A 22,675-nucleotide genomic window follows, 5' to 3' on the forward strand; every position below is an offset into this window, starting at 1 on the left:
CTTCGCGGGTACGACGGGCGTTGGGTGCGGGGCGAAATTGACGGTATCAGCGCGCTACGATCAGGCGCAGGCCCAGGCCCACGAAAATGGCGCCGGCAATCCGATCCAGCCACATCCCGGCGCGCGGCGTGCGGTTCAGCCACTGTCCGATCGCGCCGGAAAAGTAGCCCAGCAGCCCGAACAGCACGGCCGCCTGCACGGTAAAGATCAGTCCCAACCAGGCGATCTGCCAGTTCGCATCTCCGCGCGAAGCCACCACGAACTGCGGCAAGAAGGAGAGGAAGAACAGCACCACCTTCGGGTTGATCGCATTGGCCAGCAGTCCCTTGAAGAACAGCTGGCGCGCCGACTCGTCCGGCACGCCGCCGGTAATTTGCGCCGCGCCACGGCTGCGCAAGGCCCCGATGCCCATCCAGATCAGGTAAAGCCCACCGGCGATCTTGAGCGCCGTGAAGGCGATGGGCGAGGCCGCGATCAGGGCGCTCACGCCGATCACCGCCAGCAGCGTGTGGTTCAGGCAGCCGAGCGCGCAGCCCAGGCCGAAGGCGATGCCGCGCGCCCGTCCCTTGGCGATGCCGGCGCCCAGCACCATCATGTTGTCGGGACCGGGCGAGAGCGTGATCAGGATGGCGGCGGTGAGGAAGCCGAAGAATTGTTCGGGCGTGAGCATGGTGGAACGGGCTGGTCATGAAACGGACCAGCATGTTACCGCAAACTTTGCAACTCGATAACGCTCAAGCCTTTGGCTGCACGACCGCATCCATGTCCAGTTCGACCCAGGTCGGCGCGTGGTCGCTCGGCTTTTCTTTGGCACGCTGGAACTTGTCGACGCCCGCGGCGCGCAACGCCGGCGCCAGGGCAGGGCTGAGCAGCAGGTGGTCGATGCGGATGCCGGCATCGCGCCCGAAGGCGTTGCGGAAGTAATCCCAGAAGGTGTAGATCACCTGGTCCGGGTACAGGGCGCGCAGCGAGTCGGTCCAGCCCTGCGACATCAGGCGTTCGAAGGCGGCGCGCGACTCGGGGCGGAACAGGGCGTCGTCCACCCAGCGCTCCGGCTTGTAGACGTCGAGCTCGGTCGGGATCACGTTGAAGTCGCCGCACATCACGACCGGCACCTTGGCTTCGAGCAGCTCGGCGCCGCGCGCGATCAGCCGCTCGAACCAGGCCAGCTTGTAGTCGAACTTGGGGCCGGGCGCCGGGTTCCCATTCGGCAGGTACAGGCCGCAGACGACCAGGCCCTGGTAGACCGCCTCGATGTAGCGGCTCTGCTCGTCCGTCGGGTCGCCCGGCAGGCCGCGCTGCAGCTCCTGGGCCGGGCCGTCGCGGGTCAGGATGGCGACGCCGTTCCAGCTCTTCTGGCCGTGCCAGATCGCGTGGTAGCCGGCCTCAAAGATCGCCGCCTCCGGGAATTTCTCCTGCGGCGCCTTCAGCTCCTGCAGGCAGACCACGTCCGGCTGGCGTTCTTCGAGGTACTCGAGCAGGGCGCTTAACCGAGCGCCGATGCCATTCACGTTGTAGGTTACCACCAGCATCTTGCCTCCACATACATTATCCATTACTTGCCACTCTAGCATGCCGGAGCATCAACATGGACGACTGAAGATTTCTCGGTGCTTATAGTCGAGAACGCATTTTCTTATGGCTAATTGATCGTTCGGCCATGCAAGATCATGCTCTATACTGCTGTGATCGAAGTTTTTTGCAGTTGGAGAAGAACATGTTCACCCGCCGTCACATCGTCATTGGCGCAGTCGCCCTGTCCGCCACCATGTTTGCGTCCGCCGCGCAGGCCGACCAGCTCGCGGACATCAAGAAGAAAGGCGAGATCGTGTTCGGCGTGCTGGGCACCGACGAGCCGAACAGCTTCATCGATCCCAAGACCCGCCAGCTGGTGGGTTACGAGATCGACATCGCCACCGCGGTCGCGAAGAAGATCGGCGTCACGCCCAGGTTCAAGCAGATGTCGGTGTCCGCCCGCATCCCCGAGCTGCAGCAGGGCCACGTCGACGTGCTGGCCGCCACGCTCACCCACAACAAGGAACGCGAATCGCAGGTGGACTTCGCGCTGACCCACTTCGTGACCGGCTCGAAGGTCATGGTGCGCGCGGGTAGCGGCATCACCGCGCTGCCCCAGCTGGCCGGCAAGAAGGTCGTCACGGTGCGCGGCGGCACCCAGGAAACCAATATCCGCAAGGCGGTGCCGAATGTGGAGGTGGTCACCTTCGAGAACACCCAGCAGGCCTTCCAGGCCCTGCGCCAGGGCAAAGGCGTTGCCTACGTCAACGACGAATCCTCGCTGCTGGCCGACTACGGCAAGCTGGGCGCGGCCGCCAAGGGCTTCACCATCCTACCGACCAGCATCGGCGTCGAGTCGATCGCGCTCGGCCTGCGCAAGGGCGAGAAGAACCTGAAGGCGGTGGTCGACGAGACCCTGCGCGGCCTGGAAGCGAGCGGCGAAGCCGAGAAGCTGTTCAACAAGTGGTACGGCCCGGGCACCCGCCCCAACATCGCCAAGCGCAGCTTCAAGATCAGCACCGACAAGATCTAAGTCCGAGCCTTGCAGTTTTTCGACCCCAGCATCCTGCAATCCGGCCAGTACCATGACTGGCTGGTGCAGGGTCTCATCCTGTCGCTCCAGCTGACGGCAGCCAGTTTCGTGATTGCCCTGCCGTTCGGCGCCATCCTCGCCGTGATGCGCACCTCCGGCTTCGCGCTGGCGCGCGCAATCGCTTCGACAGTTATCGAAGCGATCCGCAATGTGCCGCTGCTGGCGCACCTGCTGTTCTGGTATTTCGCCTTCCCCGAGCTGCTGCCCGAGGGCGCGCGCGAATTCCTGTACGCGCACAACCCCGAAGCCGTGTGCGCCGTGATCGCGCTGTCGCTGTACAGCGGCGTGCACATGGCCGAAGACATCCGCAGCGGCATTCGCGCCGTGCCGCCCAGCCAGCTGGAGGCCGCCCGTTCGCTGGGCCTTGGGCGCCTGGCCAGCGTGCGCCTGGTGCTGCTGCCGCAGGCCTTCCGCGCGGCGACCCCGCCGCTGCTGTCGCAGACCGTCAACCTGTGGAAGGACACCAGCGTGGCCACCGTCATCGGCGCCGCCGAACTGATGTACCAGGCCGCGCGCGTGGAAACCAGCAGCTTCCGCAGCCTGGAAGCCTTCAGCTTCGCCACCCTGGCCTACCTGAGCGTGTCGCTCCTGATTTCCTTCGCCGCCTGGCTGTTCCAGCGGCGCTACCCGGTCCGTCCGGCATGAGGCGCCCGTGCTGAACGCAATGATTGAACTCATCGACACCTACTGGCTGTATTTCCTGGTCGGCCAGTATCCGGAAGGCCCGCTGGGCGGCCTGGCGCTGACCGTGCTGCTGTCGCTTGGCGCGCTGCTGCTGGCGATGCCGCTCGGCCTGCTGCTGGGCGTGGCGCGCGTGAGCAGCCAGCGCGCGATCCGCTGGCCGACCGCCGCGCTGGTGCAGCTGGTGCGCGCCGTGCCGCTGCTGCTGGTGGTGTTCTGGGTCTACTTCTTCCTGCCGGCCGTCACCGGCGTCAAGACCGGACAGGCGACCACCATGCTGATGGTGCTGGTGCTGTTCGACGGCATCTACCTGGCCGAGATCGTCGCAAGCGGCATCCGCGCGCTGCCGAAGGGGCAGCTGGAAAGCGCCCGCTCGCTGGGCCTGTCCTACCCGCAGGCGCTGCGCCTGGTGGTGCTGCCGCAGACCTTGCGCAACGGCCTGCCCTCGATCGTCAGCCAGCTGGTTTCGACCATCAAGGCGACCTCGCTCGGCTACATCATCGGCCTGTCGGAAGTGTCCTTCATCGCCACCCAAGTGAATACCCTGGTGTTCACGCAGGCGGTCGAGGTGTACCTGATCCTGGCGCTGACCTATTTCATCCTCTGTTTCGGCCTGTCCCGCCTGGCCTTCCTGCTCGAGCGCCGCTTGTCCAGCAAGCGCGCCGTGCAGCTTCAATAAAAAGGGTGTGAACGATGATCGTTCTCGATAAAGTCAACAAGTGGTACGGCGATTACCATGCGCTGCGCGATGTCAGCGAACGCGTGGAGAAGAACGAAGTCGTGGTCGTGTGCGGCCCTTCCGGTTCCGGCAAGTCGACCCTGATCCGCACGCTCAACCGGCTGGAAGAAATCGATGGCGGCAGCATCGCCATCGACGGTCGCGACATCCATGCCAAGGGGCTCGACGTCAATTCTCTCCGCGCGGGCATCGGCTTCGTATTCCAGCACTTTAACTTGTTCCCGCACCTGACGGTGCTGGAGAACTGCACGCTGGCGCCGGTCAACCTGAAACGATCCACGCCGAAGGAAGCACGCGAATACGCGATGCAACTGCTGGAACAGGTCGGCCTGGCGCACAAGCGTGACGCCTACCCGAACGCGCTCTCGGGCGGCCAGCAACAGCGCGTGGCGATCGCCCGCGCGCTGGCGATGCGTCCGCCGATCATGCTGTTCGACGAACCGACCAGCGCGCTCGATCCGGAGATGGTGGGCGAGGTGCTGGGGGTGATGCGTTCGCTGGCGGGGCAGGGCATGACCATGGTGTGCGTGACCCACGAGATGGGCTTCGCGCGCGAGGTCGCGGACCGGGTCATCTTCATGAGCGAAGGGCAGATCCTCGAGCGCGCCAAACCGGAAGACTTCTTCACCCATCCGCAGCACCCGCGCGCGCAGCAGTTCCTGGCGGACCGCCGGCGCGCCTGAGCGGCCTTATTCCGTCGGCGCTTCGGGCGGATACAGGATCTGGGTTCCGCTGACCCGGGCGAAAGGCGTGAGCGTATGCGGCTTGGTCTTGCCCTTGTTGATGATGTGCTCGGCCGGCACGCCGCGCACCGCCAGCGCGTCCGCCACCATCGAGCGGTGGCAGCGCCAGGGCACGGCCTCGGCGCACATCAGCGCGCAGCGTGTCGACTGCGCCATGCGCGCCACGATGTCGACGTGCTCGTTGAATTCCGGCGACTGCATGTGGTCCGCATAGCCGCGAAACGAGGCATTGCGCCAGGCGCCGTTCGGCGTGTCCTTGCGCGCCTTGCGCAGGCCGCCCAGTTCGCGGATGTATTCGTAGCCGATGCCCGCCTTGGCCAGCGAATCCGGCAACTGGTCCTGCCCGAACTGCGGGTTGTGGCGCGACTTCGGCACGGTCCTGATGTCGAGCACACGCTCGATGCCGTGCTCGCGCAGCAGGCCGATGAATTCCTCGATCGGGCGGTTCGAGTGGCCGATCGTGTAGACCGCTTCCATGCCTGATTCCTCCTCGGCTGTGTCGCGGCCATTGTCGCCCGCCGGCCCGTTTTGCGGCGCGCAACTGCGGATGTGATAGCGTTACGCCGGTTCGACAACGACAACGAGGAGACCGGGATGATTTACGAAGGAAGCTGCCACTGCGGGCAGGTGGCATTCGAAGCGGAAGGGGAAATCGACGGCGCCCTGGCCTGCAACGGCTCGATCTGCAGGCGCAAGGGTTCGCTGCTATGGTTTATCGCGCGCGACAAGCTGCGCCTCAAGACGCCGGAAGAGGCGGCCAGCACCTACACCTTCAACCAGCACGTGATCAAGCACCGCTTCTGCCCGAACTGCGGTATCCATCCTTATGGCGAGGGAGTCGATCCGAAGGGAAATGCGATGGCGGCGGTGAACCTGCGCTGTGTCGAGAACCTCGACCTGGACAGCGTTCCGGTACACCATTATGACGGGCGCGCGCACTGACTATTTCGCCTTGTCCCATCGTGGGCGCTCGTGCCAAACGCCGATACGCCGTACAATGCGCCCCCGATTCCCACACGTACGACACCAGCATGGAAAACATCGACCAGCGTTACCTCGTCCAGCAAAACAAGCGCACCGACGAAGGCAAGAAACCCCCCGTGTTTGCCAGGGTCATGCGCAGCAAGGAGGGCAAGTTCGAAGGCGTGTCCTTTATCCGAAACAAGGAAAAAGCGACCGTGATGACGGTCGCCGAAGTCGAAGAGGTGATCCGTTGGGCGAAGCAAAAGAAGGGCAATGCCCAGGAGTACGACACCAGGATCATCTGCGTCGGCCAATAAGGCCGGCAGCCCTCAGAACTGCTCGTCCGGGCGCAGGTAGCGCCACTGCCCCGGCGGCAGCTCGCCCAGCTTGACTTTGCCGATGCGCACGCGTTTCAGGCCGAGCACCTTCAGCCCGACCATGTCGCACATGCGGCGGATCTGACGCTTGCGGCCTTCCCTCAGCGTAAAGCTGAGCTGGTCCTCGTTCTGCCAGCGCACCTTGGCCGGCAGTAGGGGCTTGCCATCCATCCACAGGCCGTGGTTGAGCTTTTTCAGGTCGGCGTCCGGCAGCGTGCCGGGTTTGGTGTACTGCACCCGCACCAGGTATTCCTTGTCGACCGCACTGTTCTCGCCGATGAGCTGCTTGGCGATGCGGCCGTCCTGGGTCAGCACCAAGAGGCCCACCGAGTCGATGTCCAGGCGCCCGGCCGGGACCAGGCTGCGCAGCTGGGTCGGGTGGAACTGTTCGGGCGAAGGATCGTCCGGCCAGCGGTTCTCCGGCTTGATCAGGGTGACGGCCGGCTTGTAGCCGTCCTCGGCCTGGCCGCTGACATAGCCGACCGGCTTGTTGATCAGGACCGTCACGCGCTTGGACTGCTCGGCCGCGGCCTGGCGCTCGACGGTGATCTTCTGGTGCGGCAGCACCTTGCTGCCCAGCTCGGAGACGACCTTGCCGTCCACCCGCACCCAGCCTTTGGCGATCCAGTCATCGGCTTCGCGGCGCGAGGACAGGCCGAGTTCGGACATACGTTTGGAGAGGCGGACAGGTTCGGTCATCGGAAAAACAAGGAAAAAGAAGGTTAAATCTTGAGGGCATCGAGCAGGTCGGTCTCGAGCTGCACCTGGCTGCGCGGGTTGTTGAGCGCGGCGCCGTCGATCAGGAACACGTCCTCGACACGCTCGCCCAGGGTCATGATTTTGGCGGTGTGCAAATTGATGCGGTAGCGCGTCAGCACGCTGGCGATCGCGTACAGCAGGCCGGGGCGGTCGTTGGCGGCTACCGACAGCACGTGGAACTGGCCGCGCTCGTCGGGTCGAAGGTCGACCGTTGGCGTGACCGGGAACGTGCGCGACAGGCGCGACAGGCGCCCGCGTGTCGGCGGCGGCAGGGCTTCCTGGGCCAGCAGCTGCGCGCACAGCTCGTGCTCGATCAGGCTGATGATGTCGCGGTAGCTGCCGGCGAAGTTGTCCTCGGTGACGAGGAAGGAGTCGAGCGCGTAGCCGTGGCGCGTGGTGTGGATCTTGGCGTCGAGGATGCTGAAGTTCTTGCGGTCGAAGTAGCTGCAGATGCGCGCGAACAGGTCCGGCTGGTCCTTCACGTACACCGCCACCTGCAGGCCTTCGCCGATCGGCGCCAGGCGCGCCTTCACCACAGGCTTGTCGCTGTCGACCTTGTCGTGCAGGGCGCGCGTCTGCCAGGCGATGTCGGAGGCATCGTGGCGCAGGAAATAGACCACGTCGAGCTGCTTCCACAGGGGCTCGTGGGCGGTGGCGGACAGGCCGAACAGACGCAGGGTGGCCAGCGCCTCTTTCTGGCGCGCGCGCAGTTCGCGGTCGGCGCTGTGCGGCTCGCCGCCCAGCACGCGCAGGGTCACCTTGTACAGGTCCTCTAACAGCTTGGCCTTCCAGGCATTCCAGACTTTCGGGCTGGTGCCGCGGATGTCGGCGACCGTGAGCAGGTAGAGCGCGGTCAGGTGGCGTTCGTCCTTCACCAGGTTGGCGAAGGCCTGGATCACGTCCGGGTCCGACAGGTCCTGCTTCTGGGCCACCGTCGACATGGTCAGGTGCTGCTGCACCAGGAACACTACCAGTTCGGTATCTTCTTCGCCGATGCCGTGGCCGCGGCAGAAGTCGGCCGCGTCCTGCATGCCCAGCTCCGAATGGTCGCCGCCGCGGCCCTTGGCGATGTCGTGGAACAGGGCGGCCACGTAGAGCAGCCAGCGGTCGCGGAAATTGGCGATCAGCCCGCTGCAGAACGGGTATTCGTGGGCGTGCTCGGGCATCGTGAAGCGGCGCAGGTTGCGCACCACCATCATGATGTGCTGGTCCACCGTGTAGACGTGGAACAGGTCGTGCTGCATCTGGCCGATGATGCTGCGGAAGGCCGGCAGGTAGCGGCCCAGCACGCCCATGTCGTTCATGCGCCGCAGCGCGTGCAGCAGGCCCACCGGGGCCTTCAGGATGCGCAGGAACAGGGCCTTGTTGGCTGGATTCGCCCGGAATTCATCGTCGATCACGTTCCGCGCATGCCACAGGGCGCGGATGGTGCGCGCCGTCATGCCCTTGATGTCGGGGCGTTCGGTCATGGCCACGAAGACCCCCAGCACCGTCGAGGGATGGCGCTCGAACGTGTCGTCGTGCGCGATGTCGATGAAGCCGTTGACCTCGTTGAAGTGCGCCTGGAAGTCGCCGCCGATGGGCAGCTTCGCCGCCGGGCGCGGGAACAGCTGCGCCTCGATGTTCTGCAGCATGATGGTGTTCATCTGGGTGACCACCTTGGCCGCCCAGTAGTAGCGCTGCATCAGGAATTCGCTGGCGCGGCGTCCTTCGGCGTTCTCCAGGCCGAAGGTCTTGGCGATCGCGGTCTGGACGTCGAACACCAGCCGGTCTTCGCGCCGCTTGGTGTGCAGGTGCAGGCGCACCCGGATGTCCTTGAAGGCGTACTCCTTTTCCATCAGCTGGCGCGCCTCGGCGCGGGTGATCAGCTTGGCGCGCGCCATCTGGCTCCAGGATTCGGCCAGGCCGGCCGCCTTGGCCACCCACATGATCACCTGCAGGTCGCGCAGCGCGCCCGGGCTTTCCTTGACGTTGGGCTCGAGGGCGAAGGCGGTGTACTCGTACTTGGCGTGGCGCAGCCGCATCTCGGCGGTCTTGGCTTGGAAGAAGGCTTGCGGGTCGAGGGCCTCGCGGTAGCGCCGGCGCAGCTCGTCGAACAGGAGTTCGTCGCCGGCCACCAGGCGCGCTTCCAGCAGGCTGGTCTGCACCGTGATGTCGGCGCGCGACTCGACCAGGCACTCATCCACGGTGCGGATGCTGTGGCCGATTTCCAGGCCCAGGTCCCAGAACAGCTGCACCAGGCTTTCCAGCTTGGCCTGGGTGAGGGCGTCGGCCGGCTGGCCCAGCAGGACCAGGAGGTCGACGTCGGAATAGGGGAAGAGTTCGCCGCGGCCGTAGCCGCCCACGCCCACCAGCGCCGTATTGGCGGGCAGGCCGGCCGCGCGCCAGGCATCGAGCAGGATGCCGTCGACGCAGTTGCGCAGTCCGCGCAGCAGCTTTTCCGGCTTGCCGTCCTGGTGGAAGGCGTCGATCAGGGCCTGGCGCTCGGCCTTGAGCCGTTGCCGCAATTCGGCACGCGAACTGTCGAGGAGCGCGGGCTGGCCCATGTCGATTCCTTCGCTCAGGCCGGGACGGCGGCGCCCTGGTCCAGCAGCGGCAGCACGATGCTTGGGGGCGGCGGGCTGCCGGCCGACATGGTCAGCACCTCGACGCCGGTCTCGGTGACCAGCACGGTGTGCTCCCACTGCGCCGACAGGCTGCGGTCCTTGGTCTTGATGGTCCAGCCGTCCGGCATCTCGCGGATCTCGCGGCGGCCGGCATTGATCATCGGCTCGATGGTGAAGATCATGCCGGGCACCAGCTCTTCGCCGGTGCCGGGGCGGCCGTAGTGCAGCACCTGCGGCTCTTCGTGGAACACGCGGCCCACGCCATGGCCGCAGAACTCGCGCACCACGCTGTAGCCGTGCTTCTCGGCGTGCTGCTGGATCGCGAAGCCGATGTCGCCCAGGCGGTTACCCGGCCTGACCTTGGCGATGCCCAGCCACATGCACTCGAAGGTGACTTCGGACAGGCGCTTGGCCAGGATCGAGGGCTCGCCGACCAGGAACATGCGGCTGTTGTCGCCGTGGAAACCTTCCTTGGTGATCGGGGTGATGTCGATGTTCAGCGCGTCGCCGCTCTTGAGCACGCGGTCGCCCGGGATGCCGTGGCAGATGACGTCGTTGACCGAGGCGCAGATCGAGCCGGGGAAGGGCGGGTAGCCCGGCGGCGCGTAGTTCAGGGTGGCCGGGACGGTGCCCTGCACGTTGATCATGTAGTCCTTGGCCAGGCGGTCCAGTTCGCCGGTAGTGACGCCGGGCTTGACGAAAGGCGTGATGTAGTCGAGCACTTCCGAGCCGAGCCGGCAGGCGACGCGCATGCCTTCGATTTCTTCCGGGGTCTTGGGGATGGAGGCCATGTTCTTTTCCTGCAAAAATGTGGTGATATTGCGCCATTATAAGGGATGGCGGGTCCCCGTAGGTGGGCCGGTCGTCCCGCCGAAGCCGGGGATCCGGTGTCGATCCCGCACGCACACCTTGAAAAGCGGACCAAATCCCGCTAGAATCTCGGGTTGCTCGTATTCGCATCGAGCAATGTTGTAAAAATCATCTTTTAAATGAAATCGCGAACGTGGCCGCCAAAGGGTGCCTGCTAGGTGACTGGCTACGTTCAAGACCCAACCCTGGAGAATTACATGTCCGTTACTATGCGTGAAATGCTGGAAGCCGGTATCCACTTCGGCCACCAGACCCGTTTCTGGAACCCGAAAATGGCGCCGTTCATCTTCGGTCATCGCAACAAGATCCACATCATCAACCTGGAAAAGACCATGGCGATGTACCAGGATGCGATGAAGACCATCAAGCAGATCTCGGCAAACCGCGGCACCATCCTGATGGTCGGCACCAAGCGCCAGGCCCGCGACATCATCGCCGCCGAAGCGCAGCGCGCAGGCGTGCCTTACGTCGACCAGCGCTGGCTGGGCGGCATGCTGACCAACTTCAAGACCATCAAGACCTCGATCAAGCGCCTGAAGGACATGGAAGCCCTGGTCGAGTCGGGTGAAGTCGAGAAGCTGTCGAAGAAAGAAGCGCTGATGTTCTCGCGCGAAATGGTCAAGCTGCAGAAGTCGATCGGCGGCATCAAGGAGCTGGGCGGCGTGCCTGACGCGATCTTCGTCGTCGACGTCGGCTACCACAAGGGCGCCATCACCGAAGCCGGCAAGCTGGGCATCCCGGTCATCGGCGTGGTCGATACCAACCACTCGCCGGAAGGCGTCACCCACGTGATCCCGGGTAACGACGACTCGTCGAAGGCGATCACCCTGTACGCACGCGGCGTCGCCGATGCGATCCTGGAAGGCCGCGCCAACGCCACCAACGAAGTCGTCGAGATGGTCAAGGCCGCTGGCGACGACTTCGTCGAAGTTTCCGAGCAGGCATAATGCAGGGCAGGTGAGACCTGCCTGAGTATTAGAAGGGGCGCCGAGCCATAGCACGAGCGCCCCTTTTTTTAAGCACGACGCTTAGCAATAAATTATCGTCCGGATGTCCGTGGGACATGTGGGCCTCTACATCAAATATTTGGGAGAATTCAACATGGCAGCTATTACCGCAGCGATGGTTGGTGAACTGCGCGCGAAGACCGACGCGCCGATGATGGAATGCAAAAAGGCACTGACCGAAGCCGAAGGCGACATGGGCCGTGCCGAAGAGATCCTGCGCGTCAAACTGGGCGGCAAGGCATCGAAGGCAGCATCGCGTATCACCGCCGAAGGCGTGGTCGCCGCTTACATTTCGGGCAACATCGGCGCGCTGGTTGAAATCAACAGCGAAACCGACTTCGTCGCCAAGAACGACGACTTCCTGGCCATGGCCAACCTGGCAGCTCGCCTGGTCGCCGAGCAGAACCCGGCCGACGTCGCCGCCCTGGCAGCCCTGCCGCACGACGGCAAGACCTTCGATGACGTGCGTACGGCACTGATCGGTAAAATCGGCGAGAATATGACCGTTCGCCGCTTCCAGCGCTTCGAAACCACCGCCAAGCTGGCTTCGTACCTGCACGGCGCCCGCATCGGCGTCATGGTCGAGTTCGAAGGCGACGACCAGGTCGGCAAGGACGTGGCGATGCACATCGCTGCAATGAAGCCGGTTTCCCTGTCGGCGGAGCAAGTGCCTGCTGAACTGATCGAGAAAGAGCGTTCGGTTGCTCAGCTGAAAGCCCAGGAAGACGCCGACAAGGCCGTCGCCGAAGGCAAGCAGCCGCAGTCGGCCGAGATCGTCGCCAAGCGCATCGACGGCTCGGTGCAGAAGTACCTGAAGGAAGTCTCGCTGCTGAACCAGGCATTCGTGAAGAACGACAAGCAGTCGATCGAGCAGTACCTGAAGGCCTCGAACGCCAGCGTGAAGGCATTCACGATGTACGTCGTCGGCGAAGGCATCGAGAAGAAGGTGGACGACTTCGCAGCAGAAGTCGCAGCCCAGATGGCTGCCAACAAGCAGTAATCAACAAAGCGGGCCGTAAGGCCCGTTTTTGTAGGGTGCTGCCGCGCGCGTCGGTAGGTAGGGCGCGGCAGCCCGAACAGCCATCTGTATTGCAGATGAGATCGCCAGCCACGAGCCGGCGATCGGACCCGAATTCGAAACACAACATAGGAGCCGCTTCATCATGACAAAACCAGCCTACCAACGAGTCCTCCTCAAACTGTCTGGCGAAGCGCTGATGGGTGACGACCAGTTCGGCATCAACCGCGCAACCATCGACCGCATGGTCGCCGACGTGGCGGAAGTGGCGAAGCTGGGCGTGCAGGTGGCGGTCGTGATCGGCGGCGGCAACATCTTCCGCGGCGTGGCCCCGGGCGCCCAGGGCATGGACCGCGCCACCGCGGACTACATGGGCATGCTCGCCACCGTCATGAACGCCCTGGCCCTGGCCGATTCGATGCGCCACGTGGGCATCACCGCGCGCGTGATGTCGGCGATCAGCATCGAGCAGGTGGTCGAGCCCTACGTACGCCCGAAGGCCCTGCAGTACCTGGAAGAGGGCAAGGTCGTGGTGTTCGCCGCCGGCACCGGCAATCCCTTCTTCACCACCGACACCGCCGCCGCCCTGCGCGGCGCCGAGATCTCGGCCGAGATCGTCCTGAAGGCAACCAAGGTCGACGGCGTCTACACCGCCGACCCGAAAAAGGACCCGAGCGCCACCCGCTACAATTCGATCTCCTTCGACGAGGCGATCGCCAAGAACCTGCAGGTGATGGACGCTACCGCGTTCGCCCTGTGCCGTGACCAGAAACTGCCGATCAAGGTCTTCTCCATCGTCAAGCCCGGCGCAATGAAAGCCGTGATCATGGGTGAAGACGAGGGTACACTGGTACACGTTTGAGTTTCGTTTCAAAAATTAAAATATAGGAGTGCAGCATGTCCTTAGCTGACGTCAAGAAGAACGCGCAGGAGCGCATGACCAAGTCCATCGAGACCCTGCGGGCCAACCTGGCCAAGGTCCGTACCGGCCGCGCCCACGCCGGCATCCTCGATTCCGTGATGGTCGAGTACTACGGTTCGCCGGTCCCGCTGTCGCAGGTGGCCAACCTGACCCTGATCGACGCCCGCACCATCGGCGTGGCGCCGTTCGAGAAGAAAATGGGGAGCACCATCGAAAAGGCGATCCGCGACTCCGACCTGGGCCTGAACCCGTCCTCGCAGGGCGACATGATCCGCGTGCCGACCCCGCCGCTGACCGAAGAGCGCCGCAAGGAAATGGTCAAGCTGACCAAGTCGGAAGGCGAGGACGCGAAGATTGCCGTGCGCAACATCCGTCGCGACGCCAACGAAGCCGTCAAGAAAATGGTCAAGGACAAGACCGCGTCGGAAGACGACGAGCGCCGCTCGGCCGACGAGATCCAGAAGCTGACCGACAAGTTCGTTGCCGAAATCGACAAGCTGCTGGCCGAAAAAGAAAAAGACATCATGACGGTGTAATACTGGGCACCGCGAGCGATCCTCACTCGCGCCCAGGCGGACCGGTCCCGGTTTCGATGCCGCGGCCGGTCCGACTCCCTTTAAGACCCAGCTGGAAGCAAAGATGTTCAAAAGTTCGACCACTGTCATTCCCGAAGCGCCGAAGGTGCCGCGCCATATCGCCATCATCATGGATGGCAATGGGCGCTGGGCGACCAAACGCCTGCTGCCGCGCGTGGCCGGCCACGTCAAGGGCGTGGAGGCGGTGCGCGGTGTCGTCGAGCACTGCGTCGAACGCGGCGTGGAATACCTGACGCTGTTCGCCTTTTCGTCCGAAAACTGGCGCCGTCCGGCCGAGGAAGTCTCTCTCTTGATGCGCCTGTTCGTCACCGCGCTCGAGCGCGAAGTCGCGAAGATGCATGCCAATAACATCCGCCTGAAGGTTGTGGGCGACCTGAGTCGTTTCGACGCCAAGCTGCAGGAAATGATCACCGCGGCCGAGCGCCGCACCGCCAACAACACCCGCCTCACGGTCAGCGTGTGCGCCAACTATGGCGGCCGCTGGGATATCATGCAGGCAACGGGCAAGATGGTGGCGGCCAATCCCGGCGTGACCGAATTCACCGAAGAGATGCTGGCCCCGCACCTGGCCATGGCCTACGCGCCCGAGCCCGACCTGTTCATCCGTACCGGCGGCGAGGAACGCATCTCGAACTTCCTGTTGTGGCAGCTCGCGTATTCCGAGCTGTATTTCACCAAGACCTTCTGGCCGGACTTTTCCAAAGCCTCGCTGGACGAAGCGATCGACTCCTTCCAGCAGCGCGAGCGTCGCTTCGGCCAGACCGGCGACCAGGTCGCGAAGAAGTCCAAGGTTTAAGACCCGAAGCCCATATCGACAATGCTGAAAACCCGGATCCTCACCGCGCTCGCACTGCTGGCAGTCCTGCTGCCGGTCCTGTACTTCAACAACTACACGGCGTTCGCGGTGGTCGCCTCGATCTTCTTCGGGGCGGCGATCTGGGAGTGCTTCCGCCTGTTCAATCCGGAGACCGCCAAGGCGCCGCTGATCGCCGCCTTCTGGACCGCGGCCTTCGTCTACGCCTTCTTCATCGCGCCGAGCCCGAACCCGACCTTCTGGTTCGCGATCAGCGTGCTGGTGTGGGCGCTGCGCTTCGCGCCGTCCCTGAAGCTCGGCCTGCCGCCGCTGAACAGCAGCGCCAACACCTTCCTCAGCCTGGTCTACGCCGTAGCCGTGGTCGGCTGCTTCGCGGCCATCGTCGAGATGTACCGCCTGTCGCCGCTCTACCTGCTGTCGGTGATGGCCATCGTCTGGGCCGCCGACATCTTCGCCTACTTCTCGGGCAAGGCCTTTGGCAAGCGCAAGCTGGCGCCCTCGATCTCGCCGGGCAAGTCCTGGGAAGGCGCGATCGGCGGCTGCATCGCCGTGCTGGTCCTGGCCACCCTCAGCATCGCGCTGGGCGGCGACGCGATGGCCGGCACCTTTGCCGCGCAGGTGCAGGCCAGCCTCGGCTGGGCCGCACTGTACGTGGTGCTCATCCTCATCGTCGCGGCCAGCGTGGTCGGCGACCTGTTCGAATCCCAGCTCAAGCGCCGCGCCGGCATGAAGGACAGCAGCAACCTGCTGCCTGGCCACGGCGGAGTGCTGGACCGCGTGGACGCGCTCGTCCCGGTCCTGCCCCTGGCAGCCCTGATCGGCTCCCGGCTCTAGCAGCAAGCTGCCAGCAATAAAGGAATCCCGCAATGCAGCGCATTACCATCCTGGGCGCCACCGGCTCGATCGGCGCCTCGACCCTCGACGTTCTCGCCCGCCACCCCGACCGCTACCGCGTGTACGCGCTGAGCGCGCACGGCCGCGTGGAAGAACTGGCCGACGCCTGCCGCCGCGTCAAGCCGGCGCGCGCCGTGGTCGGCACGGCGGAAGGGGCAGAGCGCCTGGCGCAGCTCCTGGCGGGCCTGGACATCCAGGTCGACCATGGCGAGCAGGCCTTGTGCGAGATCGCCTCCAGCCCGGACACCGACACCGTGATGGCGGCCATCGTCGGCGCCGCCGGCCTGGCGCCGACCCTGGCGGCAGCGCGCGCCGGCAAGAAGGTCCTGCTGGCCAACAAGGAAGCCCTGGTCATGTCCGGCCAGCTGTTCATGGACGCGGTGCGCGAGCACCGTGCGACCCTGCTGCCGATCGACAGCGAGCACAATGCGATCTTCCAGTCGCTGCCCGCCACTTACGCCCGCGACCCGCAGGCGGCCGGCGTGGCCAAGATCCTGCTCACCGCGTCCGGCGGTCCCTTCCTGCAGCGCGCCGTCGAGACCCTGGAGGCGGTGACGCCCGACGAAGCCTGCAAGCATCCGAACTGGGTCATGGGCCGCAAGATCTCGGTCGATTCGGCCACCATGATGAACAAGGGCCTGGAAGTGATCGAGGCCCACTGGCTGTTCGGGGCGCCGGCCGACCTGATCGAAGTGGTGATCCACCCGCAGAGCGTGATCCACTCGATGGTCTCCTACACCGACGGCTCGGTGCTGGCCCAGCTGGGCAACCCCGACATGCGCACCCCGATCGCGCACGCGCTGGCCTTCCCGGAACGGATCGCTTCCGGCGTGCCCCAGCTCGACCTGACCGCGATGGCCGCGCTGCAGTTCCACCAGCCCGACTTCGCGCGCTTCCCTTGCCTGGCGCTCGCGTTCGACGCGCTGCGCGCGGGCGGCACTGCGCCGGCCCTGCTCAATGCCGCCAATGAAGTGGCGGTGCAATCCTTCCTCGAGCGCGAGATCGGTTTCCGCGACATCGACCGCGTCATCGCCCAGGTGATGGACGCCGTGCCGCATGGTCCCGCACCCTCGATCGAGGCGGTGCTGGCCCAGGATGCGCGCGCCCGCGCCGCGGCGCAAGACGTGATCGCTCGCCTGCGGGCTTGAAACCATGAGCCTGCTCTATACCATCCTGGCTTTTGCCCTGGCCCTCGGACCGCTGATCGTCCTGCACGAACTCGGGCACTACCTGGTAGCCCGTGCCTGCGGCGTGAAGGTGCTGCGCTTCTCGATCGGCATGGGCCGGGTGGTGTGGTCGCGCCGCTTCGGGCCGGACCAGACCGAGTGGGCGATCTCGGCCTTGCCCCTGGGCGGCTACGTCAAGATGCTCGACAGCCGCGACCCCGAGACGGCGCCGAAGGACGAATCCGAACTGCACCGCGAGTTCACCCGCCAGAGCGTATGGCGCCGCATCGCCATCGTGGCGGCCGGCCCGCTCGCCAACTTCATGGTGGCCATCGGCCTGATGGCGGTGCTGTTCATGCACGGCGTCGAGGAACCCTCGGCGCGCCTGCGCGCCGCGCCCCAGGGCACGGCGGCGCAGCTGGCAGGCGTGCGCGGCGGCGACACCGTGGTGGCGGTGAACGGCAACCCGGTCCAGTCCTGGGCCGAGCTGCGCTGGCAGATCATCCACGCCACCGTGGACAAGCTTGATGCGCGCCTCGAGCTGCGCGCCCAGGGCGGCGGCAGCTACAACGCCACCATCCCCGCGCAGCGCATCGCACAGCTCGATGTCGAAGGCGACGTGACGCAAGCGCTGGGCCTGGACCTGTGGCGCGCGCGCGCCCGCATCGAGAAGGTGCTGCCGGGCGGGGCGGGGGAACGCGCCGGCCTGCAGGCCGGCGACCTGGTGCTGCGCGCCGACGGCAAGGCGGTCGAGGACGGCCTGGTCTTCACCGAGACCATGCGTGCGGCGGCCGGCCGCACCGTGCAGCTGGAGGTCGAGCGGGCAGGGCGCGTCTTGAGTGTCGCGGTCACGCCCGAGAAGGACGCGGCCAGCGGGCGCGGCGTCGCCAAGGTGATGCTGTCGCAGCCGGTCGAGATGGTCACCGTGAGCTCGGGTCCCTTCGAGGCAATTGCCAAGGGCGCGGAGCGGACCTGGGAGACCAGCGTCATGACGATCAAGATGATCGGCAGGATGATCACCGGCGAAGCCTCGTGGAAGAACGTCACCGGCCCGATCACCATCGCCGATTACGCGGGACAGACGGCACGCATCGGCCTGGCCACCTATTTGCAGTTCATCGCATTTATTAGTATTAGCTTAGGCGTAATGAATTTGTTACCAATTCCGGTTCTGGATGGTGGCCATTTACTGTATTATTCGCTGGAAGTTTTGACCGGGCGTCCCCTCCCTGCGCGCGTTGGAGAATATGCGCAGCGCTTCGGGGTTGGCCTGCTGTTCATGCTGATGGCGCTCGCCGTCTTCAATGACCTGGTGCGGTTGCTCTAGCGGTGCCCAAGCAGGGGCCGCGCACCGGTAAAAACAATAGTTACGTTGTCCAATGACTGACCAGAAATCCAGCCAATGAATTCACAACCTGATCGTTTCGCCCTGCCGTTCATCCGTCGCAGCATGATTGGCGCAGCCGTGCTGGCGCTGTGCGCCGGCAATGCCCTTGCCGCCAACCCGTTCGTGGTCAAGGACATCCGGGTCGAAGGCATCCAGCGTACGGAAGCGGGCACCGTGTTCAGCTACCTGCCGGTGCGCGTGGGTGAAACCATGGACGATGCCCGCGCGACCACCGCCATCAAGGCGCTGTTCGCGACCGGTTTCTTCAAGGACGTCCGCCTGGAAGAGGAAAACGGCGTGCTGGTGGTGCTGGTCGAGGAACGCCCGGCGATCTCCTCGGTGGACTTCACCGGCACCAAGGAATTCGAGAAGGACATGCTGGTCAAGGCGCTGGGCGAGATCGGCGTCGGCGAGACCAAGATCTTCGACAAGGCGGCCGTGGACCGCGCCGAGCAGGAACTCAAGCGCCAGTACCTGTCGCACGGCCTGTACGGCGTGAAGATCACCACCACCGTCACCCCGATCGAGCGCAACCGCGTGACGATCATGTTCAACGTCGACGAAGGCGACGTGGCGAAGATCCGCCAGATCAACTTCGTCGGCAACAAGGCCTTCAGCGACAAGCAGCTGCGCGAAGTGCTGCAGCTGTCCAAGTCGGGCTGGTTCACCTGGTACTCGAAGGCCGACCAGTACTCCAAGCAGAAGCTGACCGGCGACCTCGAGGCGATCAAGTCCCTGTACCTGAACAATGGCTACCTGGAAGCGAACGTCGAATCGACCCAGGTCTCGATCACCCCGGACAAGCGCGACATCTACCTGACCATCAATGTCACCGAAGGCGAGAAGTACACCGTCTCCGGCGTGAAGCTGGAAGGCGAGATGTTCGGCCGCGAAGAAGAACTGAGCAAGCTGATCCTGCTCCAGCCGGGCAAGACCTACTCGGGCGACCTGATGGAAGCGACCAACAAGCTGATCTCGGACCGCCTCGGCTCCTTCGGCTACGCCTTCGCCAACGTCACTGCCAACCCGGAGATCGACCGCGAGAAGCGCGAAGCCAAGTTCACCTTCTTCATCGATCCGGGCAAGCGCGCCTATGTGCGCCACATGAACATCTCGGGCAATACCGTGACCCGCGACGAAGTCATCCGCCGCGAGTTCCGCCAGTTCGAAAGCTCCTGGTACGACGCCAACCGCGTCAAGCTCTCGCGCGACCGTGTCGACCGCCTCGGCTACTTCAAGGAAGTGAAGGTCGAGACCCCGGAGTCGCCGGGCACCACCGACCAGGTGGACGTGAACCTGGTGGTCGAAGAAAAGCCGACCGGTAACTTCATGATCGGCGGCGCGTTCTCGCAGTCGGAGAAGTTCACCTTCACCGCCTCGATCTCGCAGGCCAACTTCGCCGGCAGCGGCAACACCATCGGCCTGGAACTGAATACCAGCAAGTACAACCGGACGATCGCGTTCTCGCAGACCAATCCGTACTTCACCGACGACGGCATCTCGCGCTCGTTCCAGCTCTACCTGCGCACGATGCGCCCGCCGGCGCTCAACCTCGGCCTGTACACGGTGCGCCAGACCGGCGGCACCATGACCTTCGGCGTGCCGTTCTCGGAAAACGATACCGTGTTCTTCGGCGCCGGCCTGGAACGCACCCAGATCGAGACCGACATCACCTCGCCGACCCTGTACAAGACCTTCGTCGCGGACAACGGCGGCCCGGCCGACGGTATCGGCAAGGCCCAGACCAACGCCATCCCGCTGACCGCCGCATGGGGCCGCGATACTCGCGACAGCGCGGTGACGCCGACCCGCGGCCGCTACCAGCGCGCCAACCTCGAAATCGATGCGTTGGGCGACGCCAAGTACTACCGCCTGGTGTACGAACACCAGTGGTGGCGTCCGCTGACGCGCTGGATGACCCTGGCGCTGCGCGGCGAGTTCGACTACGGCAAGGGCATCGGCGGCAGCAACTATCCGGTGTTCAAGAACTTCTACGCCGGCGGCATCGGCTCGGTGCGCGGCTACGAAAGCTCCTCGCTGGGCGTGGTCGACCCGAACTACTACGACGCGGTGGGCGGCTCCAAGCGCCTGATCGCCAACGCCGAACTGCAGTTCCCGTTCCCGGGCGGCGGCACCGACCGCAGCCTGCGCTGGTTCACTTTCGTGGATGGCGGCCAGGTCTACCAGGAGGAAGAGAAGATCCGCCTGAACCGGATGCGTTTCTCGGCGGGCATCGGCCTGTCGTGGATTTCCCCGGTCGGTCCGCTGAAGTTGAGTTATGCTAAGCCTTTGAACGCCTTGCCGGGCGACCGACTGGAACGCTTCCAGTTCCAGATGGGTACCGGCTTCTGACCGGCCGGAACGGGGCCGTTCAGTCAGGCCCCACCGTTATACGGAGAAAGATGTTGAAAATGCTGAAAGCCACGTTGCCCCGGCCTTTGCTCCGGACACTGCTGCTGGCCGCGCTGTGCGCAGCGCCGCTGGCCCAGGCCCAGAGCACCGGTCGGATCGGATTCGTCGCCACCGAGCGCCTGATGAGCGAATCGAAGATGGCGAAGACGGCCGATGCCCGCATCCAGGCCGAATTCTCGAAACGCCAGAAGGTGGTCGAGGAAACGGTCACCAAGCTCAAGCAGATGTCGGAGAAATTCGACGGCGAGGCGGCCGGCCTGAACGACGTGGAACGCACCCGCCGCGCGCGCGAGCTGCTGAACATGGAAAAGGACGTGCAGCGCATGCAGCGCGAGTTCCAGGAAGACCTCATGCAGCGCAAGAACGAAGAGCGCGCCGCCATCGCGACGCGTGCCTACAAGATCATCGAGCAGGTCGCCGAGCAGGAGCGCCTGGACGCCGTGCTGGCCGAAGCCGCCTGGTCGAGCCCGCGCATCGATATCACCGACAAGATCCTGAAGCTGCTGGACAAGTAATCCGCTCCGGCGGCAGCACAAGTAAAGACGCAGCACATTTTGACTGACACCCGACATTCCAACATGGGCATTCGACTCCAAGACCTGGTCGAGCGCTTCGGCGGACAGCTCGTCGGCGACCCGGACCTGATCGTCTCGGCCATCGCGCCGCTCGACAGCGCGGGCGCCTCCCACATCAGCTTCCTCAGCAACAGCAAGCTGCGCGCCCTGGCGGCGCAAAGCCAGGCCGCTGCGCTGATCCTCTCTCCGCTGGACGACCCGAGCGTTGCCGCGACCTACGAGGGCGCGCGCATCGTCACGACCAACCCCTACGCCTATTTCGCCCGCGCCGCGCAGTACTTCGTGTCGCTGTCCGAGACGCCGAAAGCGCCCGGCATCGACCCGAGCGCCGTGGTCTCGCCGGATGCGACGGTCGACCCGACCGCCCACGTCGGCCCGCACGTGACCATCGAAGCCGGCGCCGTGATCGGCGCCCACGTCGTGATCGACGCCGGCTGCTTCATCGGCGCGGACGCGCGCATCGGCGAGGGCACGCACCTGTTCGCGAACGCCACCTTCCACGCGCGCTGCGTGATCGGCGCGCGCGGCGTGATCCATTCCGGCGCCGTGATCGGCGGCGACGGCTTCGGCTTCGCGGTCGAGGGCGGCAAGTACATCAAGATTCCGCAGACCGGGCGCGTGGTGATCGGCGACGACGTCGACATCGGCGCCAACACCTGCATCGACCGCGGCGCCCTGGCCGATACCGTCATCGAAGACGGCGTCAAGCTGGATAACCAGATCCAGATCGGCCACAATTGCCACATCGGCGCCAATACCGCCATGGCCGGCTGCGTCGGCGTGGCCGGCAGCGCGAAAATCGGCAAGGGCTGCACCTTCGGCGGCGCGGCCATGGTGCTGGGCCACCTCGAGATCGCCGACAACGTCCATATTTCCTCGGGCAGCATGGTGTCGCGCTCGGTGCTCGAGCCGGGCCAGTACACCGGCTTCTACCCGCTGGCCAAGAACGCCGAATGGGAGCGCAGCGCAGCCATCGTGCGCAACCTGGCCTCGATGCGCGAGAAGATCCGCACGCTTGAAAAAACCATCAAAACACTGACAGAACAAAAATGACCACCGAAGTCCAGACCACCGCTGACATCAAGACCCTCGACATCAACGCGATCAAGGAATACCTGCCGCACCGCTATCCGCTGCTGCTGGTCGACCGCGTGCTGGACGTCGAACTGGGCAAGCGCATCACCGCCATCAAGAACGTCACCGTCAACGAAGAATTCTTCAACGGCCACTTCCCGCACAAGCCGGTGATGCCGGGCGTCCTGATGATCGAAGCGATGGCGCAGACCGCCGCGATCCTGTCCTTCATGACCATGAACGTCAAGCCGGACGAGAATTCGGTGGTGTATTTCGTCGGCATCGACAACGCGCGCTTCAAGCGTCCGGTCGAGCCGGGCGACCAGCTCAAGATGGAAGTCGAGATCCTGCGCGTGTCGCGCGGCATCTGGAAGTACAAGGCCGTCGCCAGCGTCGACGGCAAGGTCGCGGTCGAGGGTGAACTGATGTGCACCATCCGCGCCAACGAAGCCGCAGGACAGTAA

Annotated in this window: 24 protein-coding genes; 18 read left to right on the forward strand and 6 right to left on the reverse strand. The window is 64.8% G+C overall.

Going from position 1 to position 22,675, the window contains the following annotated elements:
- Positions 1 to 46: 46 nt before the first annotated feature.
- Together B2R83_RS14515 and xth are read right to left on the reverse strand one after the other, a co-directional pair.
- Complete coding sequence (locus B2R83_RS14515; protein ID WP_292042607.1) at positions 47 to 670, reverse strand: LysE family translocator; 624 nt, start codon at positions 668 to 670, stop codon at positions 47 to 49.
- Positions 671 to 734: 64 nt separating this feature from the next.
- A complete protein-coding gene (gene xth / locus B2R83_RS14520; protein WP_292042611.1) occupies positions 735 to 1,532 on the reverse strand; it encodes an exodeoxyribonuclease III in 798 nt (265 codons plus the stop codon).
- Positions 1,533 to 1,717: 185 nt separating this feature from the next.
- Between xth and B2R83_RS14525 the strand changes: the two genes are divergently transcribed.
- The 4 genes from B2R83_RS14525 to B2R83_RS14540 are packed head-to-tail and all read left to right on the forward strand — an operon-like array spanning position 1,718 to position 4,711.
- Positions 1,718 to 2,548 (forward strand): ABC transporter substrate-binding protein, encoded by an 831-nt coding sequence (locus B2R83_RS14525; RefSeq protein ID WP_292042615.1) that lies wholly within the window; start codon positions 1,718 to 1,720, stop codon positions 2,546 to 2,548.
- Positions 2,549 to 2,557: 9 nt separating this feature from the next.
- Positions 2,558 to 3,253 (forward strand): amino acid ABC transporter permease, encoded by a 696-nt coding sequence (locus tag B2R83_RS14530; RefSeq protein ID WP_209586366.1) that lies wholly within the window; start codon positions 2,558 to 2,560, stop codon positions 3,251 to 3,253.
- 19 nt (positions 3,254 to 3,272) lie between these two features.
- Positions 3,273 to 3,968 (forward strand): amino acid ABC transporter permease, encoded by a 696-nt coding sequence (locus tag B2R83_RS14535; RefSeq protein ID WP_209586367.1) that lies wholly within the window; start codon positions 3,273 to 3,275, stop codon positions 3,966 to 3,968.
- A 14-nt stretch (positions 3,969 to 3,982) separates the two neighbouring features.
- The gene (locus B2R83_RS14540) at positions 3,983 to 4,711 is read left to right on the forward strand and encodes an amino acid ABC transporter ATP-binding protein (RefSeq protein ID WP_209586368.1); all 729 of its coding nucleotides are present in this window, start codon (positions 3,983 to 3,985) and stop codon (positions 4,709 to 4,711) included.
- Positions 4,712 to 4,717: 6 nt separating this feature from the next.
- Here the strand turns inward: B2R83_RS14540 and B2R83_RS14545 are convergent, their stop codons facing one another.
- The gene (locus tag B2R83_RS14545) at positions 4,718 to 5,248 is read right to left on the reverse strand and encodes a DUF488 family protein (RefSeq protein ID WP_036206987.1); all 531 of its coding nucleotides are present in this window, start codon (positions 5,246 to 5,248) and stop codon (positions 4,718 to 4,720) included.
- Positions 5,249 to 5,365: 117 nt separating this feature from the next.
- Between B2R83_RS14545 and B2R83_RS14550 the strand changes: the two genes are divergently transcribed.
- Together B2R83_RS14550 and B2R83_RS14555 are read left to right on the forward strand one after the other, a co-directional pair.
- Positions 5,366 to 5,713, forward strand: a complete 348-nt coding sequence (locus B2R83_RS14550; RefSeq protein WP_292042621.1) for a GFA family protein — start codon at positions 5,366 to 5,368, stop codon at positions 5,711 to 5,713.
- Positions 5,714 to 5,802: 89 nt separating this feature from the next.
- Positions 5,803 to 6,051 carry a hypothetical protein gene (locus B2R83_RS14555; protein ID WP_292042622.1) on the forward strand — a complete coding sequence of 83 codons (249 nt, stop codon included), beginning with the start codon at positions 5,803 to 5,805 and terminating at the stop codon, positions 6,049 to 6,051.
- Positions 6,052 to 6,063: 12 nt separating this feature from the next.
- Here B2R83_RS14555 and B2R83_RS14560 read toward each other — a convergent pair whose 3' ends face one another.
- The 3 genes from B2R83_RS14560 to map are packed head-to-tail and all read right to left on the reverse strand — an operon-like array spanning position 6,064 to position 10,267.
- Positions 6,064 to 6,810 (reverse strand): pseudouridine synthase, encoded by a 747-nt coding sequence (locus B2R83_RS14560; RefSeq protein WP_285377268.1) that lies wholly within the window; start codon positions 6,808 to 6,810, stop codon positions 6,064 to 6,066.
- Positions 6,811 to 6,833: 23 nt separating this feature from the next.
- On the reverse strand, positions 6,834 to 9,416 hold the full coding sequence (locus tag B2R83_RS14565; protein WP_292042627.1) for a [protein-PII] uridylyltransferase: 2,583 nt from the start codon (positions 9,414 to 9,416) through the stop codon (positions 6,834 to 6,836).
- Positions 9,417 to 9,430: 14 nt separating this feature from the next.
- Positions 9,431 to 10,267, reverse strand: coding sequence for a type I methionyl aminopeptidase (gene map, locus B2R83_RS14570; RefSeq protein WP_292042630.1), 837 nt, complete (start codon positions 10,265 to 10,267; stop codon positions 9,431 to 9,433).
- Between the two features lie 276 nt (positions 10,268 to 10,543).
- Here map and rpsB point away from each other — a divergent pair, with 276 nt between their 5' ends.
- The 12 genes from rpsB to fabZ all read left to right on the forward strand — a co-directional run bounded on the left by rpsB (position 10,544) and on the right by fabZ (position 22,675).
- On the forward strand, positions 10,544 to 11,293 hold the full coding sequence (gene rpsB / locus B2R83_RS14575) for a 30S ribosomal protein S2 (RefSeq protein ID WP_036207002.1): 750 nt from the start codon (positions 10,544 to 10,546) through the stop codon (positions 11,291 to 11,293).
- Between the two features lie 154 nt (positions 11,294 to 11,447).
- On the forward strand, positions 11,448 to 12,353 hold the full coding sequence (tsf, locus tag B2R83_RS14580; RefSeq protein WP_292042633.1) for a translation elongation factor Ts: 906 nt from the start codon (positions 11,448 to 11,450) through the stop codon (positions 12,351 to 12,353).
- Between the two features lie 163 nt (positions 12,354 to 12,516).
- The gene (gene pyrH / locus B2R83_RS14585) at positions 12,517 to 13,233 is read left to right on the forward strand and encodes a UMP kinase (RefSeq protein WP_027865306.1); all 717 of its coding nucleotides are present in this window, start codon (positions 12,517 to 12,519) and stop codon (positions 13,231 to 13,233) included.
- A 35-nt stretch (positions 13,234 to 13,268) separates the two neighbouring features.
- Entirely contained in the window at positions 13,269 to 13,829 is a 561-nt protein-coding gene (frr, locus tag B2R83_RS14590) for a ribosome recycling factor (RefSeq protein WP_285377262.1), read from the forward strand.
- Between the two features lie 103 nt (positions 13,830 to 13,932).
- Positions 13,933 to 14,685 carry a polyprenyl diphosphate synthase gene (gene uppS, locus B2R83_RS14595; RefSeq protein WP_036207009.1) on the forward strand — a complete coding sequence of 251 codons (753 nt, stop codon included), beginning with the start codon at positions 13,933 to 13,935 and terminating at the stop codon, positions 14,683 to 14,685.
- A 21-nt stretch (positions 14,686 to 14,706) separates the two neighbouring features.
- Positions 14,707 to 15,537, forward strand: coding sequence for a phosphatidate cytidylyltransferase (locus B2R83_RS14600; RefSeq protein WP_285377257.1), 831 nt, complete (start codon positions 14,707 to 14,709; stop codon positions 15,535 to 15,537).
- Between the two features lie 32 nt (positions 15,538 to 15,569).
- Entirely contained in the window at positions 15,570 to 16,745 is a 1,176-nt protein-coding gene (gene ispC / locus B2R83_RS14605) for a 1-deoxy-D-xylulose-5-phosphate reductoisomerase (RefSeq protein WP_292042642.1), read from the forward strand.
- Positions 16,746 to 16,749: 4 nt separating this feature from the next.
- On the forward strand, positions 16,750 to 18,090 hold the full coding sequence (rseP, locus tag B2R83_RS14610) for an RIP metalloprotease RseP (protein ID WP_292042645.1): 1,341 nt from the start codon (positions 16,750 to 16,752) through the stop codon (positions 18,088 to 18,090).
- A gap of 75 nt (positions 18,091 to 18,165) precedes the next feature.
- On the forward strand, positions 18,166 to 20,502 hold the full coding sequence (gene bamA / locus B2R83_RS14615) for an outer membrane protein assembly factor BamA (protein WP_292042647.1): 2,337 nt from the start codon (positions 18,166 to 18,168) through the stop codon (positions 20,500 to 20,502).
- Positions 20,503 to 20,561: 59 nt separating this feature from the next.
- Positions 20,562 to 21,077: an OmpH family outer membrane protein gene (locus tag B2R83_RS14620; protein WP_292042651.1), complete on the forward strand. Its 516-nt coding sequence runs from the start codon at positions 20,562 to 20,564 to the stop codon at positions 21,075 to 21,077.
- A gap of 63 nt (positions 21,078 to 21,140) precedes the next feature.
- Positions 21,141 to 22,190 carry a UDP-3-O-(3-hydroxymyristoyl)glucosamine N-acyltransferase gene (gene lpxD / locus B2R83_RS14625; protein ID WP_292042653.1) on the forward strand — a complete coding sequence of 350 codons (1,050 nt, stop codon included), beginning with the start codon at positions 21,141 to 21,143 and terminating at the stop codon, positions 22,188 to 22,190.
- The gene (fabZ, locus tag B2R83_RS14630; RefSeq protein ID WP_229413069.1) at positions 22,187 to 22,675 is read left to right on the forward strand and encodes a 3-hydroxyacyl-ACP dehydratase FabZ; all 489 of its coding nucleotides are present in this window, start codon (positions 22,187 to 22,189) and stop codon (positions 22,673 to 22,675) included. Before lpxD ends, fabZ begins: the two co-directional genes overlap by 4 nt.

Source organism: Massilia sp. UBA6681 (assembly GCF_002454935.1).
Lineage (GTDB): Bacteria > Pseudomonadota > Gammaproteobacteria > Burkholderiales > Burkholderiaceae_D > Telluria > Telluria varians.